We start from the raw sequence: 15,264 nt of genomic DNA, 5'->3' as shown, positions 1-15,264 counted from the left end.
TCTTTGTTGTTAGGCACGCTGGCAAGTAGTCTGCAAAAAAACCTGTCCAAGGAAGATGTGAGCTATGTCTTTGAAGGGTCTCTCCCCCCTGTCGGATGAGCAGCAGAATCAGCTCTCCCAGGTACTCTCCGGTCTCAATACCCAGCAACTGGCCTGGGTAAGTGGCTATCTTTACGGTCTTTCCCAAACTGGCAGCCCCTTGGTGACTGCCGGTGCAACGCCAACCACGGTGGCCGCTAGCGGCTCTCTGACCATTCTCTACGGATCCCAAACCGGTAACGCCAAGGGGGCGGCCGACAGCTTGCGCAAATTGGCGCAAAGCAAGGGTATTGCCGTGACGCTGGCCTCCATGGCCGACTACAAACCCAAGCAGTTGAAGAAAGAAACTCATCTGTTGGTGGTAGTGAGCACTTACGGGGAGGGCGAGCCGCCCGAGCCCGCCGTCGATCTGCACGAGCAGCTGAAAAAGGGCAAGATTGGCAAACTTGACGGCCTGAAATATGCCGTGCTCGGACTTGGTGACAGCTCCTACGAATTTTTCTGCCAGACCGGTAAGGATTTCGATGACTTCCTCGCCAAGGCGGGCGCTGAGCGGGTGCATGAGAGTGCCTTGCTGGATGTTGACTACCAGTCTGCTGCGGCCAGCTGGGGCGAACAAGCCCTGAGCGCGCTGGCTGCCACCCTCAATGCCGGCGCAGCCGCCAGCGTTGCCGGTGCGGTGGCGCAGGCGGTCGGTCACAGTCAGTATCACAAAGAGAATCCCTTCCCGGCGCGTCTGTCGGTGGTTCAAAAGATCACTGGCCGCGACTCGGTCAAGGATATTCGCCATATCGAAATCAGTCTCGAAGAGTCCGGTATCACCTATCAGGCTGGCGATGCACTCGGTGTCTGGTTTGACAACGATGCGGCGCTGGTTGATGAGCTGTTGGCGCTGACCGGTCTCACCGGCAGCGAAGCCACGGCGCACGGTGAGCTGCGCGCGGCACTGACCCGTCATTTCGAGCTGACTCGCCTGCACGGTGGTTTTATCACCGGACTGGCCGAGATCTGTGATCATGCCGCACTCAAGGATCTGGCCGGTGACAAGGCGCAGGTCAATGCGCTGGTGGCCTCGGCTCAGGTGGTCGATGTGCTCAAGCGCTTCCCGACTCCGCTTAGCGCCGAGCAACTGACCGGTCTGCTGCGCCCACTCACGCCGCGTCTTTATTCGATTGCCTCGAGTCAGCACGAAGTAGAAGAGGAGGTGCATCTCACCGTCGGTGTGGTGCGCTATCCGCAACAAGATGGCACGGTGCGCAGTGGCGCCGCCTCCTCCTATTTGGCCGATCGGCTGGAAGAGGGCGCCGAGGTGCGCGTGTTTGTCGAACACAATGACAACTTCCGCCTGCCGGCTGACCCGGCCACCCCGGTCATCATGATTGGCCCCGGTACCGGTATTGCTCCGTTTCGCGCCTTTATGCAAGAGCGTGAGGCGCAAGCTGCGCCGGGCAAGAACTGGCTGGTCTTTGGCAACCCGAACTTCACCCAGGATTTCCTCTATCAGGTGGAGTGGCAGCGCTATGTGAAGAGTGGCTTGCTGTCGAAGATCTCTCTGGCGTTTAGCCGGGATCAGGCCGAAAAGATTTATGTGCAGGATCGCCTGCGCCAGGAAGGCGCCGAGCTCTTTGCCTGGCTGGAGCAGGGCGCTCATCTTTATGTCTGCGGTGATGCCAACCGCATGGCCAAGGATGTGCAGGAAGCCCTGCTGGATGTGATTGCCCAACACGGCCACAAGAGCCGTGAAGAAGCAGAAGAATATGTGAGCGAACTGCGTCGTGCCAAACGCTACCAGAGGGATGTCTACTGATGAGCAAGCAAACTGTTCCCGGCCCGGTGGAAGGGCCGCTCTCCGATAACGAGCGCCTCAAGCGCGAGAGCAACTTCCTGCGCGGCACCATAGAGCAGGATCTGCAAGATCCGCTGACCGGTGGCTTTAACGGTGACAACTTCCAGCTGATCCGTTTTCACGGCATGTACCAGCAGGACGACCGCGACATTCGCCCCGAGCGCACCGCGCAAAAACTCGAGCCGCTGCACAACGTCATGCTGCGGGCCCGTCTGCCCGGTGGCATCATCACCCCGGCCCAGTGGCTGGTAATCGACAAGTTTGCCGAAGAGAGCACCCTCTATGGCAGCATCCGCCTGACCACCCGTCAGACGTTCCAGTTCCACGGTGTGCTCAAGCGTGACATCAAGTCGATGCACCAACTGCTTAACAGCACTGGCATCGACTCCATCGCCACCGCAGGGGATGTGAACCGTAACGTCCTGTGCACCAGCAACCCGGTGGAATCGGCGCTGCATCAGGAAGCCTACGAGTGGGCCAAGAAGATCTCCGAGCATCTGCTGCCCAAGACCCGCGCTTATGTGGAGATTTGGCTGGACGGCGAGAAGCTCGGTCAGGATGAAGAGCCGATCCTCGGCTCCAACTATCTGCCGCGCAAGTTCAAGACCACAGTGGTGATCCCGCCGCACAACGACGTGGACATCCACGCCAACGATCTCAACTTCGTGGCCATTGCTGAGGGCGGCAAGCTGGTGGGCTTCAACGTGCTGGTCGGTGGCGGTCTGGCCATGACTCACGGCGACACCAGCACCTATCCGCGCAAGGCGAGCGACTTTGGCTTTATCCCGCTCTCCCATGTGCTGGAGGTGGCGGCAGCCGTGGTCACCACCCAGCGTGACTGGGGTAACCGGGTTAACCGCAAGAATGCCAAGACCAAGTATACCCTCGAGCGGGTTGGCGTTGAGGCCTTCAAGACCGAGGTGGAAAAGCGCGCCGGTATCGCGTTTGGTGAGGTGCGCCCCTACGAATTTACCAGCCGTGGTGATCGCTTTGGTTGGGTTGAAGGGGTGGATGGTAAACACCACCTGACCCTGTTTATTGAAAACGGTCGCCTGCTCGATTTCCCGGGCAAGCCGCTTAAAAGCGGTATGCGCGAGATTGCCAAGGTGCATCAGGGGGATTTTCGCCTGACCGCTAACCAGAACCTGATCATTGCCGGTGTACCGGCCGCCGACAAGGCGAAGATCGAGGCGCTGGCCCGTCAGCATGGTCTGCTTGACGATGGCGTGAGTGAGCAGCGCAAACAGTCGATGGCCTGTGTGGCACTGCCGACCTGCCCGCTGGCGATGGCCGAGGCGGAGCGCTTCCTGCCGGCATTCGTGACCGAGATGGAAGGGCTGCTGAGCCGCCACGGTATGGCTGATGATGCGATTATCTTTCGCGTCACCGGTTGCCCCAATGGTTGCGGTCGCGCCATGTTGGCCGAGGTCGGCCTGGTCGGTAAAGCTCCCGGCCGTTACAACCTGCATCTGGGTGGCAACCTGGAAGGAACCCGTATTCCGCGCATGTATCGGGAGAACATTACCGAAGCGCAGATCCTGGCCGAGCTCGATTCACTGATCGGTCGCTGGGCACTGGAGCGCGAAGCCGGGGAAGCGTTTGGTGATTTCGTGATTCGTGCCGGCATTGTGGCGCCGGTGATTGATTCTGCGAGGGATTTCTATGCTGCCTAATGTGCTCGCTAGCGGGCCGCTCGATCTGGATGCCCTGCTGCTGCTCTCTCGGGAGGAGCAAGCCGAGGCGCTGGCCCCCTATAACCGCGAACTGGAAAAACTGAGCGCGCCCGAGCGGGTGCGCTGGGCGCTGGCCAACCTGCCGGGGGGCCACATCCTCTCATCCAGCTTTGGTATTCAGGCCGCACTGATGCTGCATCTGGTCAGTCGTGAGCAGGCCGATATTCCGGTGGTGCTGACCGATACCGGTTATCTGTTTCCGGAAACCTATCGCTTTATCGATGAGTTGAGCGAGCGGCTCTCGCTCAACCTCAAGATCTATCGCGCCGAGCTGACACCGGCCTGGCAAGAGGCCCGTTTTGGCCGCCTGTGGGAGCAAGGGGTCGAGGGGATCACCCGCTACAACCAGATCAACAAGGTCGAGCCGATGGAGCGCGCCCAGCGTGAACTCAACGCGCGCACCTGGTTCTCGGGGCTGCGCCGCGAGCAATCCGGCAGCCGCCAGAACTTGCCGATCCTCGGGGTTCAGCGTGGCCGTTTCAAGTTCCTGCCGGTGATCGACTGGAGTAACAAGGACGTTCACTACTACCTCAAAGAGTTCGATCTGCCTTACCACCCACTGTGGGAGCAGGGCTATCTGTCGGTCGGGGACACTCACACCACCGTCAAGTGGGAGCCGGGCATGAGTGAGGAGCAGACCCGTTTCTTCGGTCTCAAGCGTGAATGTGGCCTGCACGAAGAGAGCGGCGAGCAGGACGGCTCCGGCATCTGATATTTTGTGTTATGAGTGACTGCGCCCGCTGATGCGGGCGTTGTTATTGGTGGTGAAGTTCTGACCTTGCTCACAAAAAAAGAAAAGAATGAAAAAATAGTGAAATGTTGTTTTGTTTTTTCTTTTTCGCCGTTTATCCTACTTCTCATTCAGGTTGCCAGCCCAGTCACATGGACTCGTGCTTGCAACCCATCCATCGGACTTCATTCCCTTTTTTGAAACGGACCAGCACCATGAAAATTGCACTCATCAACGAAAACAGCCAAGCCGCCAAGAACGAAGTGATCTTCAATGCGCTCAAGGCCGTTGCCGAGCCCATGGGCCATACCGTCTACAACTACGGCATGTACTCTCCGGAAGACAAGACCCAGCTGACCTACGTGATGAACGGTCTGCTGACTGCCATCCTGCTCAACAGCAAGGCGGCTGACTTCGTGGTCACCGGCTGTGGTACCGGCATGGGCGCCATGCTGGCGGCCAACTCCTTCCCGGGCGTGCAGTGTGGCCTGGTGATCGACCCGACCGACGCCTTCCTGTTTGGCCAGATCAACGACGGTAACGCTATCTCCATGCCATATGCCAAGGGTTTTGGCTGGGCGGCCGAGCTGAATCTGCAAGACGTGTATCGCAAGCTGTTTGAAGGTGAGCGTGGTCTGGGCTATCCGCGTGAGCGTGCTGCCATCATGGCCAAGAACCGCGGTATTCTCTCTCAGGTTAAAGAAGTGACCCATCAGGATATGCTGACCATCCTGAAGAACATCGATCAGGATCTGCTCAAGACCGCCATCTCTGGCGAGAAGTTCCAGGAATACTTCTTTGCCAACTGCCAAGACGCCGTCATTGCCGACTACCTGAAGACCGTGCTGGCTGCCTGATCAGTTTACAAGGTCAGCACGCTCCTCTCCTCCTGAGCTCCTGTGTTGACCTTGAGGCCCGCCGTTTGGCGGGCCTCGCCTTTTATAAGGTTTACAGTTTGCGCCCCAGCCGCTTCTCAATTTGACGCCGCTCCCACTCGGGGCCGAGTAGAGTGGGCAGTTTGAATAGCCGCACACCATGCAGCGCCAAGCCAATCCCCCATCCCAGCATCGGCCATTTGGCCCAGATATAGTCGGGATCACTCATCAGATTGATGACAAACAGTGCGCTGATGACCACGACATAGCTGAGTAGGTGGCCATAGAACCCCTTGAGATTTTGCACATACTCCATGGCCTCTTTCTCTTCCCGGGTCACGCCGAATGTCGTGTTGTCTTGCGGTTGTGTGGTGTCGTTCATGTCGCTATTCCCCTGCAGCTGGCTAAGTTCCACCTCGAAGACGGATGCCAGCGCCTTGAGAGACTCGAGCCCCGGGGTTTGCCCTCGCTCAATGCGCTGCACGGTTCGCACGCTCAACCCGCTCAAAGTGGCCAGTTGCTCCTGTGACCAACCGCGCTGCAATCTCAATTTCCTGACAATCATTCGAGGCTCCCTGGTGTGATATGACAGCGCCAGCCTAGGGGGAAAACGGGGGAAAGCGCGACGACACTGGCCCGACATTCCCCTGACATTCAATTTAAATCAATTAGTTATCGTTGGATTGGCCGTTCACCCAGATAGCGGGTCAGGCGCAGTAGATAACCGTCCGGATCTTGCACCAAAAACTCCTGCTGACCGTTTTCCACCTCGTCAGCGGCATACCAGCTTTCGGTTAATGGCCGAAACAGTGGCCAGTTGGCCGTTTGTAGCCGCTCCAGCTGGGGCTGAATGTCGGCAAATTCCATCTGCAGATTGATGCCACGGCCAAACGGAGCGATTAACTCGGCGGTTTGCCAACCACCTGCATGGGAGGCCTCCAGCATCAATTGCACCCCCTCGTGGTCGAGATAGGCAAAGGGGGGATTGCTGCGCGCAAAGCGCACCGAAAAGCCCAGCAGTTCGCAATAAAAGTGCAGCGAGCGCTCAAGGTCAGTGACCGTCAACTCGGGCACCATAGGGTTCCAGTTCATCATGAGTCCGTTGTAGCGAGGCTAAACGGTTAACCTCAGCGTTTGGCACCGATTCGTCAAGGTGTATGTCACGATTCGTTACTGATGAATTGGACAGATATCCGGTTTATGGACGATATTATGCATCGGTGATTAATTAATCATTGGCTCATTCATGGTGCACTCTAATCGTTCACGTCTCGACTATTTAATGATCCAGTTCTCACTGCTGATCGGGGTGATGATCGTGCTGATGACCCTGGTGGTGACGGCGATTAATTACCGAACCAGTGTCCGGCTCCACCTGGAGCGTTATCATCAGGTACTGGAGACGCTGGAAACGACTTACCTGCGTGAGCTGATCCGCGAGAGTGAATACCAACTCAATGTGCTGGTAGGCAGCTTGGACCGCTCGGCGCTGGAGCAGGGACAATCGGCCTACAGCCCTTTGTGGCAGGTGGTGCAGCGCATGGCACCGCGTGATCACTATATCTATTTCTATCACATGGATACGGGGCGACTGGATCGCTATCCAGAGTGGGAGATCCCGGAAGGTTACGATCCGACGACGCGTCCTTGGTATGCCTTGGCCCACACCACACCGGAAAGTCCTCACTGGATCGGCCCCTATCCCGAGTACAAATCGGGTGAGATGGTGCTGACATTAGGCCAGCGGTTGGTCAATGCATCGGGCCAGACCATTGGCATCATGATGGTCGACATGTCGTTGACCTTGCTGCAGGAGGCGCTGGACCGCTCACTGGGCGCGATGGATGCCATTTTGTTTTTGCGCGAGCGCAGCAGCGGCAATCTGCTCTCTATCAGCCAACCGGGTGGACTGCGTTCTGACCTTGTCCCCATGCTGCCGCATGACATGAATCTCTCGCTATTGAGCAAGGGGGCGCTCATGTTGCACCCACTCTCCTATGTCGATTGGGAGCTACCCCCCGCCAGCTCTATCAGTGGCTCTATCCGGAACTGTTTATCCTGTTGCCCCTGTTGGCCATGGTCGCTGCAGGATTTATCGGATTGCGCTCATTGCTGCGGGTGTTTCGCCATGAGCTGGACCTGGTTGAAGGACGCCTGAGTCAACTGGGCCACGAGCCTGACAAGGAGCATAAATCCGACCGTCTGTCGGCTTGGTTTGTAGACAAGAGTCTGATTGAACTGGAACAAATTGAGCGGGAATATCTGACTCATCGCAAGGCGTTGCGTCTGGACCCCTTGACCGGGATCTTCAACCGGCGCGCTTTTGATGATGATTTGGCGCTGCGCGCTGCCGCTGGGAAGGTCTACACCCTGGTGATGATCGACGTGGATCACTTCAAAGCGCTCAATGACAACTTCGGCCATCCGTTTGGCGATCTGGTGCTGCGCCGTATCGCGGACGTGCTGGTCTGCGTCTTCGGACTGGATCATGCCTACCGCATTGGTGGCGATGAGTTTGCCATTATCCTTGATGCGCCCCGTAGCGAGGTGGCTAACCGCTTGCAGCAGCTTGCAGTGCGTATGCAGCGGCAACTGTGGCGTGAAGGCGATTGTCAGGTCACGCTCAGCATGGGCGCCGCCACTGGAAGCGGTGCGGCTGCCCCCCTTATCAAGCAGGCCGACGCGGCGCTCTATCAGAGCAAACACGCCGGCCGCAATCGTTGGCAGTTTGCCTGACGGCTACTGCAACCCTTTCATCACTTCTGCCCCAATCGTGAAAGAGTGCTTGCGCGCCTCGTGATCGGTGATGGGAGCATTAAACATCAGCTCATCGGCGCGGGTTTCGGCCAGCAGGGCGCGGATGCCGTGTGCGATGTCGTCACGATTGCCGACCAGCGAGCGGGCGAGGGTGCGTTCCATCGCCAGCAATTCGTGGGCGCCATATCCTTCCAGATCATCGACCGGATGAGGCAGCTCACCGGCATCGCCGCGATGCAGACGCAGAAACTGCTGCTGTACCGAGGTAAACAGTCGGCGAGCGGTGGCACTGTCGTCAGCGGCAATCAGGTTGACGCACACCAACACATATGGCTTGGGCCAACGTGCCGAGGGGCGGTATTGGCTGCGATAGATCTCGATCGCCTGCAGCAACATGGCGGGCGCAAAGTGGGAGGCAAACCCGAACGGCAGCCCCATTGCAGCGGCGAGTTGAGCGCCATAGAGGCTGGATCCGAGCAGCCAGACCGGTACTTGCAGGTTGCGACCGGGCACGGCGCGCACCGGGCTATGTGACTCGCCAAAATAGCCGATGAGCTCGGCCACATCGGCAGGAAATTCATCGAGCGTGCTCTCCTGACGGCGGCGCAGGGCGCGCATGGTTACTTGGTCGCTGCCCGGCGCCCGGCCCAGCCCCAGATCGATGCGATCGCCAAACAGGGCTGCCAGAGTGCCGAACTGTTCGGCCACCACCAGCGGTGAGTGGTTCGGCAGCATGATGCCGCCGGCACCGAGACGGATGCGGGAGGTGCCATTGCCTAGATGGCAGAGCAGCACCGAGGTGGCTGCGCTGGCAATGCCCGGCATGTTGTGGTGCTCGGCCAGCCAGTAGCGGGTATAACCTAAGCTTTCTGCATGACGGGCCAGATCGAGGGAGTGTTGAAAGGCGATGGCCGGCGTTGAACCCTGCGCAACAGGAACCAGGTCCAGCAGGGAGTAGGAAATACTCATGTCTTGCTCCGTAGATAACAGTCGCACCCCGCCAAGCCAGCAGCGGGAGCCCGGTCATGATAATCCGCTTCGATCTTCCCAAGGGTCCTCTGCTGGGGAACATTGTTCGGACGAGTTATGACGTTCTTAACACAGGATTGCATTGAGTCCAAATCTTTCCTGTCCGCTATATCGCAATAGAACCACCCTCTGCAGGGTCTTGTTTTTCATGCCTTGCCCGGGCCTTTTGGTTAAAATCACGGTTCGTTTTTGTATCGGTGAGGAGAGGGGATGACGGTCCGTTTCCAGGCATTTCACAGTATCAGGTCACTGGATGACAGCCAGGTGTTGCTCAACTGGTCCGGCACCAACCCTCTGGCCCGGGTCGAACAGGTCGTTCGGCCCCGTAGCGAGCAAGAGCTACAGCGCTGCCTGACCGAGGCGCCGACCCGGCGATTGCGTCTGGTGGGCTCTACCCTCTCGTTCGAACCAATCCACAGTGTCTTTGATGATCCGGATGCCCTGCTGGTGGATCTCTGCTACCTCAGTGGTCAGGTGGCGGTGGGCGAGCGGAGCGTTACCTATCGGGCCGGCACACCGCTAGATACCGTGTATGCCGAACTGGTGGCGATGAATCGTATGCTGCCGGCCTCTCCCGGCGTCATAGGCATCCAGACCTTGGGGGGCGCGCTGAGCACCGGCACTCATGGCCAGGGGCTGGCCCAATCATCCCTGTGTGATGCAGTGCTCGCCTTGCGAGTGATGCTGGCCAGCGGCGAAATCATTACAGTCGATCGCAGTGACGAGCGCTTTGGCGCGTTCGTGATGGGGCTGGGCTGCCTTGGTGTGCTGCTCGAGGTGACCCTGGCCACTGTGCCCAATCGCATCATGCGTTGCCGCAAGTTGACCACCGACGCCCAGTGGCTGCGTGACCAGCACGAGCCGCTCAATCGTCAGCATGCCTTTGTCAAAAGCTGGTGGTTTGCCTGGACGGGTGAGTGCCATCTCTGGCTGGTCGATCCGGCCAGTGATGAAGAGGTCGCGCGCTATCACGCCAATGGCGATCAACCGCTGACGTTGTCGGTGGCAGCCGATGCCAGCATGAACGCCACGGTGGACCAAACCCTGGCCAAAATGGCGCGTGATACCAAGGATGAGGCCCATGCCGGCGAGCATTTCGAAACGGTGCGTCGCTTCAAGGATGCCTCGGATCTGGTCGGTAACGTCTATCAGCTGCTGTGCAAGGGCATTCCTGCGCCGCAGATCAACTGTGAGATTGCGGTGCCGCTTGAGCGGATGGACGAAGCGTTTGCCCTGCTCGATAGCTGGCAGCAGGCTAATCCTGGCGTGCTTCATTACCCCTTTATCCTGCGTTGCTGCGGCCCCTCCAACGCCTGGCTAAGCCCGGCCTATGGCCGTGAGGTGTGCTGGATTGGGTTTCTGGTTTACCTCGCGGCAGATGGTACCTTTGTCGGCGGCTCGCTCGATCAGATGCATGAGCTGCAGCGACTGCTGGCACCGCTTGGCGGTGTGCCACACTTTGGCAAGCATCTTGCGTTGGACCTTTATGATTTTGCCCGGCAACTGCCACGTTGGAACGACTTCGTTGCCCTGCGTCAGCAGCTTGACCCGGCCGGCCGTTTTTCCAATCCCTGGCTGGAAACCCTGTTTTCCGCCAAACCGGAGGCTTGAACATGCTTACCGATGCCAACGATCCGCGCATTCCCGTGACGCTTCTGACCGGTTTTCTTGGCAGTGGCAAGACCACCTTGCTCAACCATTGGGTCAAACAACCCGAGCTCGGTGAGTGCGCCGTGCTTATCAACGAATTCGGTTCGGTGGGGCTTGACCACCATCTGGTGCAGCAGATTGACGAACAGGTGGTGCTGCTCGATTCCGGTTGTATCTGCTGCTCGGTGCAGGGCTCGCTGGTGGAGGCGCTGCAAGCGCTCTTCATGAAAGCGATTCAGCGCAAGATCAAACCATTTCGTCGCCTGATTATCGAAACCACCGGGCTGGCTGATCCGGCGCCTGTGCTGTTTACCCTGCGTGAAGAGGGGTTTGTCGCCCAGCGTTATCGCTTCGATGGTACGGTGACCGTAGTTGATGCCGGCCATATCGAGCAGCAACTCAGTTCACAATATGAAGCGGTCAAACAGGTGGCGCTGGCCGATCTGCTGGTCATCAGCAAGGGCGATCTGGTCGATGAGCAGACGCTGCAGGCCGTCGAGGGACGGCTGATGAGCCTCAATCCGGCTGCGCCGATCCACCGGGTCAGCCACGGTGCCCTGTCGCCAACCCTGCTTGAACAGCTCGGGGCCTACAGTGCAACCGCCGGGCGCGATGTGCGCCAAGTGCTGGCCTGGCTGCGCACCGAAGCGCCCCGTCAGGGGTTGGCCTCGCCGATGAAACCCCGATTGGCCCCCTTGGTGGCACAGGTCGGGGCCACCACGCCGACTCATTTTGAGCACACCGACGTGGAGAGTTTTTCACTGCGTATTGGCGAGCCCATCAAGGCCAGTCGCCTGCTGGCCGCCATCGAGGCGATTCAGGAGCAATATGGCGATGCATTGTTGCGGCTCAAAGGCATTTTGCAATTGGAGGGGGAGAGCCTGCCGGTGGTGATCCACGGGGTTCATGGTCAACTCTATCCGCTGCAGTCGCTCGGCGATTGGCCGGAAGGGCGAGCCCAGTCCAAGCTGGTGTTTATCGTGCGGCGCAGTGAGCGCGCCGGCATCGAGGCGCTGTTTACCACTACGCTGCAGGCGCCGGAGCCCTCTTTGGAGGAGCGGATGCGTGCCATGTTAGGGCTGCAATCCTAAGAGGTGTTGATGTCCACCGTGACTGTGTTTGAACGCAAGATCCTGCCCTGGCTCGCTGCGTTTGGTTTTTTCATGCAGGCGCTCGACGCCACCATCCTCAATACGGCACTGCCGGCGATGGCGGCGTCACTGGGCGAAAGTCCGCTGCGTATGCAGTCGGTGGTTATCTCCTATGTGCTGACCGTGGCGCTGTTGATCCCAGCCTCCGGCTGGCTGGCCGATCGCTTCGGCACCCGGCGTATCTATCTGCTGGCGATTGCGCTGTTTTCGCTAGGATCGCTGGCCTGCGCCGTGTCGCCCAATCTGCCCTTACTGATAGGCGCGCGGGTGCTGCAGGGGATTGGCGGTGCCTTGCTGGTGCCTGTTGGCCGGCTGGCGGTGCTGCGCATCTTTCAGGGCAGTGAGTTGCTGCGCGCCATGTCGTTTGTCACCATTCCCGGGTTGCTCGGCCCCTTGATTGGCCCGGCGCTCGGTGGCTGGCTGGTCGAGGTAGCGTCCTGGCACTGGGTGTTCTTTATCAACCTGCCGGTGGGGCTGGTGGGCATGATGGTCTGCTGGCAATTTATGCCGGATTTGCGCCAACCAACCCGCAGCTTCGACTGGCAGGGGTTTATCCTGTTCAGCCTTGGGCTGGTGCTGGCCTCGCTGGGCCTGCAGGGGATGGGGGAGCGCAGCTTTTCACTGGGGATATCGCTGCTGATGCTGCTGGCCGGACTGGCGGCCATGGCGGGTTACTGGCTCTATGCCGCGCACGCCGACAAGCCGCTGTTTGCCTTGTCGCTGTTTAAGACCCCTTCGTTTGCCATCGGTATTTTGGGCAACATGTTTGCTCGCCTTGGCAGCAGTGCCATGCCGTTTCTAACCCCGCTGTTTTTGCAGTTAGGACTCGGTTTTGCACCCAGTCAGGCCGGCGTCACCATGATCCCGACTGTGCTGGGTGCCATGCTCACCAAGACGCTGGTCAACCGCCTGATCCCCAAGGTCGGCTATCGCCGTATTTTGGTCGGTAACACGCTGCTCCTCGGCGCCGTGATTTGCAGCTTTTCACTGATAACGCCAGATCTCCCCTATCCGATGCTACTCTGCTGGCTGGCACTGTTTGGTGCGCTGAACTCGCTGCAGTTCTCGGCCATGAATACCTTGACGCTCAAGGATCTCGAACCGGCGCAGGCAAGTGGCGGCAACAGCCTGCTCTCGGTGGTGATGCAACTGGCCATGAGTATGGGGATTGCGGTCTCGGCCAGCTTGCTGAGTGTATTCCAGCAATCTCATGACAACTGGTTGCCGACGTTTCATCTGACTTATGTCTCGGTCGGCCTGATGTCGATGCTGGCGGCACTGATCTTTGCCCAGCTGCGTGGCAGCAGTGACACGGTGAGTTCATCCCGGGTCGGGCACGATCACGACGAGTAAGGTGCAGGTGTTATCAGGAAGAACGGGAGGCACTGGCCTCCCGTTTTTGCATCACTGAGCGCTGGGAGGCGACCAGATAAACGTAATTGGCGAGAGGCGCTGACTGCGTTTGTCATAGGCACGCCAGAGCGCAGCGAAGGACTCACCACTGATCGGATGCCGGCACTCGGGGGCGATCTCGGCGAGCGGCCACAGCACGAAGGCGTTGGTGAGGATCTCACCGCGTGGCAGGTTCACCGGTTGGTCACACACCAGATCGTCAAACAGCAGCAGGTCGAGATCCAGGGTTCGTGGCGAGAACTTCTTGGCGTGTTGCTCGCGGCCATGGGCGAACTCGAGCTCGCGCAGGGCATGGCTGAGTTCGGCCAGCGGGAGGTCGGTGTCGGCACCGACCACCAGATTGTAAAAGGGGCGACCGGCAAAGCCGACCGCTTCACTTTCAAACACGCGGGAGACATCGAGTGGCCCGAGCAGGCGATAGAGCCCGTCCAGTCCGGCTCGAATGTGGCGCTCGCGCTCGACGTTGGAGCCCAGACTGATATAGATGCGGGTCATGAGGCCTCGCTTACGCTCGGTGTGCGGTGGCGTAAAATCTCGACGCCAACACCGCTGGCCTGGGAGACCGCACCTGGCTTGGTCAGGGTCACGCGCACCCACTGCACACGGGCGTCGGCCAGCACCAGCGTCGCAACCTGCTCGGCCATGGTTTCGACCAGTTCAACCACTTGGGTGGTGGCATGCTGTATGATGCGCTCCGAGAGGGTGGCATAGTCGAGCGCCAGCGCAATATCGTCGGTGGCCGCGGCCGGGCGATTGTCGAATCCCATCTCCAGATCAAACACCAGCTTTTGGCGGATCTCCTTCTCCCAGTCATATACCCCAATTGTGGATAAAACTTCCAGACCGCGAATAAACACCTTGTCCATAGCACTACTTCTTCTTTAATCTTGATGTGTTGCCGCCGGTTCAACCGAATCGGCGCAGGCAGACCTTCTGCCGGAGTAAGCGGGCACGGATGAATCTCCCGTACTGGCTTCGGATTGCGCATTCTACTCCATTCACCGCAAGGTAAGAACGATCACAATGACGGCCCTGACGGTTTTGATGATTATCCTGGCCTATCTGGGAGGTTCGCTCTCCAGCGCCGTATTGATCTCCCGGGCCGTTGGTCTGCCCGATCCCCGCGAAAACGGATCCCATAATCCCGGTGCCACCAATGTACTGCGTCTGGGTGGCCGTGGTGCGGCTGTCGCGGTGCTGGTGCTGGATATTCTCAAAGGGTTGATCCCGGTCTATCTCTCCTGGTTCTTTGGCATCATGCCGGTCATGCTCGGCTTTATCGGTGTGGCCGCTTGCCTTGGTCACATGTACCCGGTGTTTTTCCGCTTTCGTGGTGGCAAAGGGGTCGCGACCGCGCTGGGTACCATGCTCCCCATTGGTTTTGGCATGGGGGGACTGGCGATCGGTACTTGGTTGCTGGTGCTGGTGGTCAGCGGTTATTCGTCACTGGCATCGATAGTCACAGTGCTGCTGACGCCGCTGTTTACCTATCTGCTCAAGCCCGAATACACCCTGCCGGTGTCACTGCTCTCTTGTCTTATCCTGATTCGCCATCACGAGAACATTGTCCGGCTGATGCGCGGTGAAGAGCCCAAGGTGTGGCGCCGCCTGCAGCGCCGGGGCCAGTAATCGGCTACAGAGTTGATAAAATCACCGTTGATGAACAAAAAAAAGACGAACGAGACAAAAACTAAAATTTCCCGTTGACCCGCCGCCCCAAAATCCGTTTAATAGCGCCCACGCCCAGATAGCTCAGTCGGTAGAGCAGGGGATTGAAAATCCCCGTGTCGGCGGTTCGATTCCGTCTCTGGGCACCACTTTAGTGTGGTATGCCAACAATTTGGTTTAACGCACAATGGTTTATAGTGTGCCGGCTTAGCTCAGTAGGTAGAGCAACTGACTTGTAATCAGTAGGTCACCAGTTCGATTCCGGTAGCCGGCACCATTTGCCCAGATAGCTCAGTCGGTAGAGCAGGGGATTGAAAATCCCCGTGTCGGCGGTTCGATTCCGTCTCTGGGCACCACCTTCGCAGTACGCTGC

At 58.8% G+C, this 15,264-nt stretch carries 15 protein-coding genes and 3 tRNA genes; 13 read left to right on the top strand and 5 right to left on the bottom strand.

Annotated features, from left to right (window positions below; genetic code table 11):
• Positions 1-64: 64 nt before the first annotated feature.
• From BW958_RS06615 to BW958_RS06600, 4 genes are all read left to right on the top strand, one after another.
• Positions 65-1,846 carry an assimilatory sulfite reductase (NADPH) flavoprotein subunit gene (locus BW958_RS06615; RefSeq protein ID WP_076574945.1) on the top strand — a complete coding sequence of 594 codons (1,782 nt, stop codon included), beginning with the start codon at positions 65-67 and terminating at the stop codon, positions 1,844-1,846.
• Positions 1,846-3,558, top strand: coding sequence for an assimilatory sulfite reductase (NADPH) hemoprotein subunit (gene cysI, locus BW958_RS06610; RefSeq protein ID WP_076574944.1), 1,713 nt, complete (start codon positions 1,846-1,848; stop codon positions 3,556-3,558). The genes BW958_RS06615 and cysI overlap by 1 nt, the downstream gene beginning before the upstream one ends.
• A complete protein-coding gene (locus BW958_RS06605; protein ID WP_076574943.1) occupies positions 3,548-4,330 on the top strand; it encodes a phosphoadenylyl-sulfate reductase in 783 nt (260 codons plus the stop codon). Before cysI ends, BW958_RS06605 begins: the two co-directional genes overlap by 11 nt.
• 233 nt (positions 4,331-4,563) lie before the next feature.
• Positions 4,564-5,205, top strand: a complete 642-nt coding sequence (locus BW958_RS06600; protein ID WP_076574942.1) for an RpiB/LacA/LacB family sugar-phosphate isomerase — start codon at positions 4,564-4,566, stop codon at positions 5,203-5,205.
• 91 nt (positions 5,206-5,296) lie between these two features.
• Here BW958_RS06600 and BW958_RS06595 read toward each other — a convergent pair whose 3' ends face one another.
• Entirely contained in the window at positions 5,297-5,788 is a 492-nt protein-coding gene (locus tag BW958_RS06595) for a 2TM domain-containing protein (RefSeq protein WP_076574941.1), read from the bottom strand.
• A gap of 107 nt (positions 5,789-5,895) precedes the next feature.
• Positions 5,896-6,315: a bleomycin resistance protein gene (locus BW958_RS06590; protein WP_076574940.1), complete on the bottom strand. Its 420-nt coding sequence runs from the start codon at positions 6,313-6,315 to the stop codon at positions 5,896-5,898.
• Between the two features lie 190 nt (positions 6,316-6,505).
• Between BW958_RS06590 and BW958_RS20490 the strand changes: the two genes are divergently transcribed.
• Both BW958_RS20490 and BW958_RS20170 read left to right on the top strand, forming a co-directional pair.
• Complete coding sequence (locus BW958_RS20490) at positions 6,506-7,381, top strand: cache domain-containing protein (protein WP_083687255.1); 876 nt, start codon at positions 6,506-6,508, stop codon at positions 7,379-7,381.
• Positions 7,324-7,959: a GGDEF domain-containing protein gene (locus BW958_RS20170; protein ID WP_179078823.1), complete on the top strand. Its 636-nt coding sequence runs from the start codon at positions 7,324-7,326 to the stop codon at positions 7,957-7,959. The genes BW958_RS20490 and BW958_RS20170 overlap by 58 nt, the downstream gene beginning before the upstream one ends.
• Before the next feature lie 3 nt (positions 7,960-7,962).
• On the opposite strand, the gene BW958_RS06580 is transcribed toward BW958_RS20170, so the two are convergent.
• Positions 7,963-8,949, bottom strand: coding sequence for an LLM class flavin-dependent oxidoreductase (locus BW958_RS06580; protein WP_076574939.1), 987 nt, complete (start codon positions 8,947-8,949; stop codon positions 7,963-7,965).
• 270 nt (positions 8,950-9,219) lie between these two features.
• Here BW958_RS06580 and BW958_RS06575 point away from each other — a divergent pair, with 270 nt between their 5' ends.
• The 3 genes from BW958_RS06575 to mdtD are packed head-to-tail and all read left to right on the top strand — an operon-like array spanning position 9,220 to position 13,163.
• Positions 9,220-10,620, top strand: coding sequence for a D-arabinono-1,4-lactone oxidase (locus BW958_RS06575; protein WP_076574938.1), 1,401 nt, complete (start codon positions 9,220-9,222; stop codon positions 10,618-10,620).
• A 2-nt stretch (positions 10,621-10,622) separates the two neighbouring features.
• Entirely contained in the window at positions 10,623-11,750 is a 1,128-nt protein-coding gene (locus BW958_RS06570; RefSeq protein ID WP_076574937.1) for a CobW family GTP-binding protein, read from the top strand.
• Between the two features lie 9 nt (positions 11,751-11,759).
• Positions 11,760-13,163: a multidrug transporter subunit MdtD gene (gene mdtD, locus BW958_RS06565; RefSeq protein ID WP_076574936.1), complete on the top strand. Its 1,404-nt coding sequence runs from the start codon at positions 11,760-11,762 to the stop codon at positions 13,161-13,163.
• Positions 13,164-13,214: 51 nt separating this feature from the next.
• Here mdtD and folK read toward each other — a convergent pair whose 3' ends face one another.
• Together folK and folB are read right to left on the bottom strand one after the other, a co-directional pair.
• Positions 13,215-13,718, bottom strand: coding sequence for a 2-amino-4-hydroxy-6-hydroxymethyldihydropteridine diphosphokinase (gene folK / locus BW958_RS06560; protein ID WP_076574935.1), 504 nt, complete (start codon positions 13,716-13,718; stop codon positions 13,215-13,217).
• On the bottom strand, positions 13,715-14,089 hold the full coding sequence (gene folB / locus BW958_RS06555) for a dihydroneopterin aldolase (RefSeq protein WP_076574934.1): 375 nt from the start codon (positions 14,087-14,089) through the stop codon (positions 13,715-13,717). Before folB ends, folK begins: the two co-directional genes overlap by 4 nt.
• A 157-nt stretch (positions 14,090-14,246) precedes the next feature.
• Here folB and plsY point away from each other — a divergent pair, with 157 nt between their 5' ends.
• The 4 genes from plsY (at position 14,247) to BW958_RS06535 (ending at position 15,247) form a co-directional block, all read left to right on the top strand.
• Positions 14,247-14,852 (top strand): glycerol-3-phosphate 1-O-acyltransferase PlsY, encoded by a 606-nt coding sequence (gene plsY, locus BW958_RS06550; RefSeq protein ID WP_076574933.1) that lies wholly within the window; start codon positions 14,247-14,249, stop codon positions 14,850-14,852.
• Between the two features lie 112 nt (positions 14,853-14,964).
• Positions 14,965-15,040, top strand: a tRNA-Phe gene (locus BW958_RS06545).
• A gap of 52 nt (positions 15,041-15,092) precedes the next feature.
• Positions 15,093-15,168: transfer RNA gene (locus BW958_RS06540), tRNA-Thr, on the top strand.
• Between the two features lie 3 nt (positions 15,169-15,171).
• Positions 15,172-15,247 (top strand) — tRNA-Phe (locus BW958_RS06535).
• Positions 15,248-15,264 lie beyond the last annotated feature (17 nt).

It is taken from the genome of Aeromonas sp. RU39B (assembly GCF_900156095.1).
Classification (GTDB): domain Bacteria; phylum Pseudomonadota; class Gammaproteobacteria; order Enterobacterales; family Aeromonadaceae; genus Aeromonas.
The sequence above is the reverse complement of the archived record's forward strand: the minus strand, read 5'-3'. Positions and strand labels throughout refer to the sequence as shown.

Excerpts from the sequence above, each read along its gene's own strand:
- BW958_RS06615 (WP_076574945.1), top strand. The coding sequence starts at position 65 with ATGTCTTTGAAGGGTCTCTCCCCCCTGTCGGATGAGCAGCAGAATCAG.
- cysI (WP_076574944.1), top strand. The coding sequence starts at position 1,846 with ATGAGCAAGCAAACTGTTCCCGGCCCGGTGGAAGGGCCGCTCTCCGAT.
- BW958_RS06605 (WP_076574943.1), top strand. The coding sequence starts at position 3,548 with ATGCTGCCTAATGTGCTCGCTAGCGGGCCGCTCGATCTGGATGCCCTG.
- BW958_RS06600 (WP_076574942.1), top strand. The coding sequence starts at position 4,564 with ATGAAAATTGCACTCATCAACGAAAACAGCCAAGCCGCCAAGAACGAA.
- BW958_RS06595 (WP_076574941.1), bottom strand. The coding sequence starts at position 5,788 with ATGATTGTCAGGAAATTGAGATTGCAGCGCGGTTGGTCACAGGAGCAA.
- BW958_RS06590 (WP_076574940.1), bottom strand. The coding sequence starts at position 6,315 with ATGAACTGGAACCCTATGGTGCCCGAGTTGACGGTCACTGACCTTGAG.
- BW958_RS20490 (WP_083687255.1), top strand. The coding sequence starts at position 6,506 with ATGATCCAGTTCTCACTGCTGATCGGGGTGATGATCGTGCTGATGACC.
- BW958_RS06580 (WP_076574939.1), bottom strand. The coding sequence starts at position 8,949 with ATGAGTATTTCCTACTCCCTGCTGGACCTGGTTCCTGTTGCGCAGGGT.
- BW958_RS06575 (WP_076574938.1), top strand. The coding sequence starts at position 9,220 with ATGACGGTCCGTTTCCAGGCATTTCACAGTATCAGGTCACTGGATGAC.
- BW958_RS06570 (WP_076574937.1), top strand. The coding sequence starts at position 10,623 with ATGCTTACCGATGCCAACGATCCGCGCATTCCCGTGACGCTTCTGACC.
- mdtD (WP_076574936.1), top strand. The coding sequence starts at position 11,760 with ATGTCCACCGTGACTGTGTTTGAACGCAAGATCCTGCCCTGGCTCGCT.
- folK (WP_076574935.1), bottom strand. The coding sequence starts at position 13,718 with ATGACCCGCATCTATATCAGTCTGGGCTCCAACGTCGAGCGCGAGCGC.
- folB (WP_076574934.1), bottom strand. The coding sequence starts at position 14,089 with ATGGACAAGGTGTTTATTCGCGGTCTGGAAGTTTTATCCACAATTGGG.
- plsY (WP_076574933.1), top strand. The coding sequence starts at position 14,247 with ATGACGGCCCTGACGGTTTTGATGATTATCCTGGCCTATCTGGGAGGT.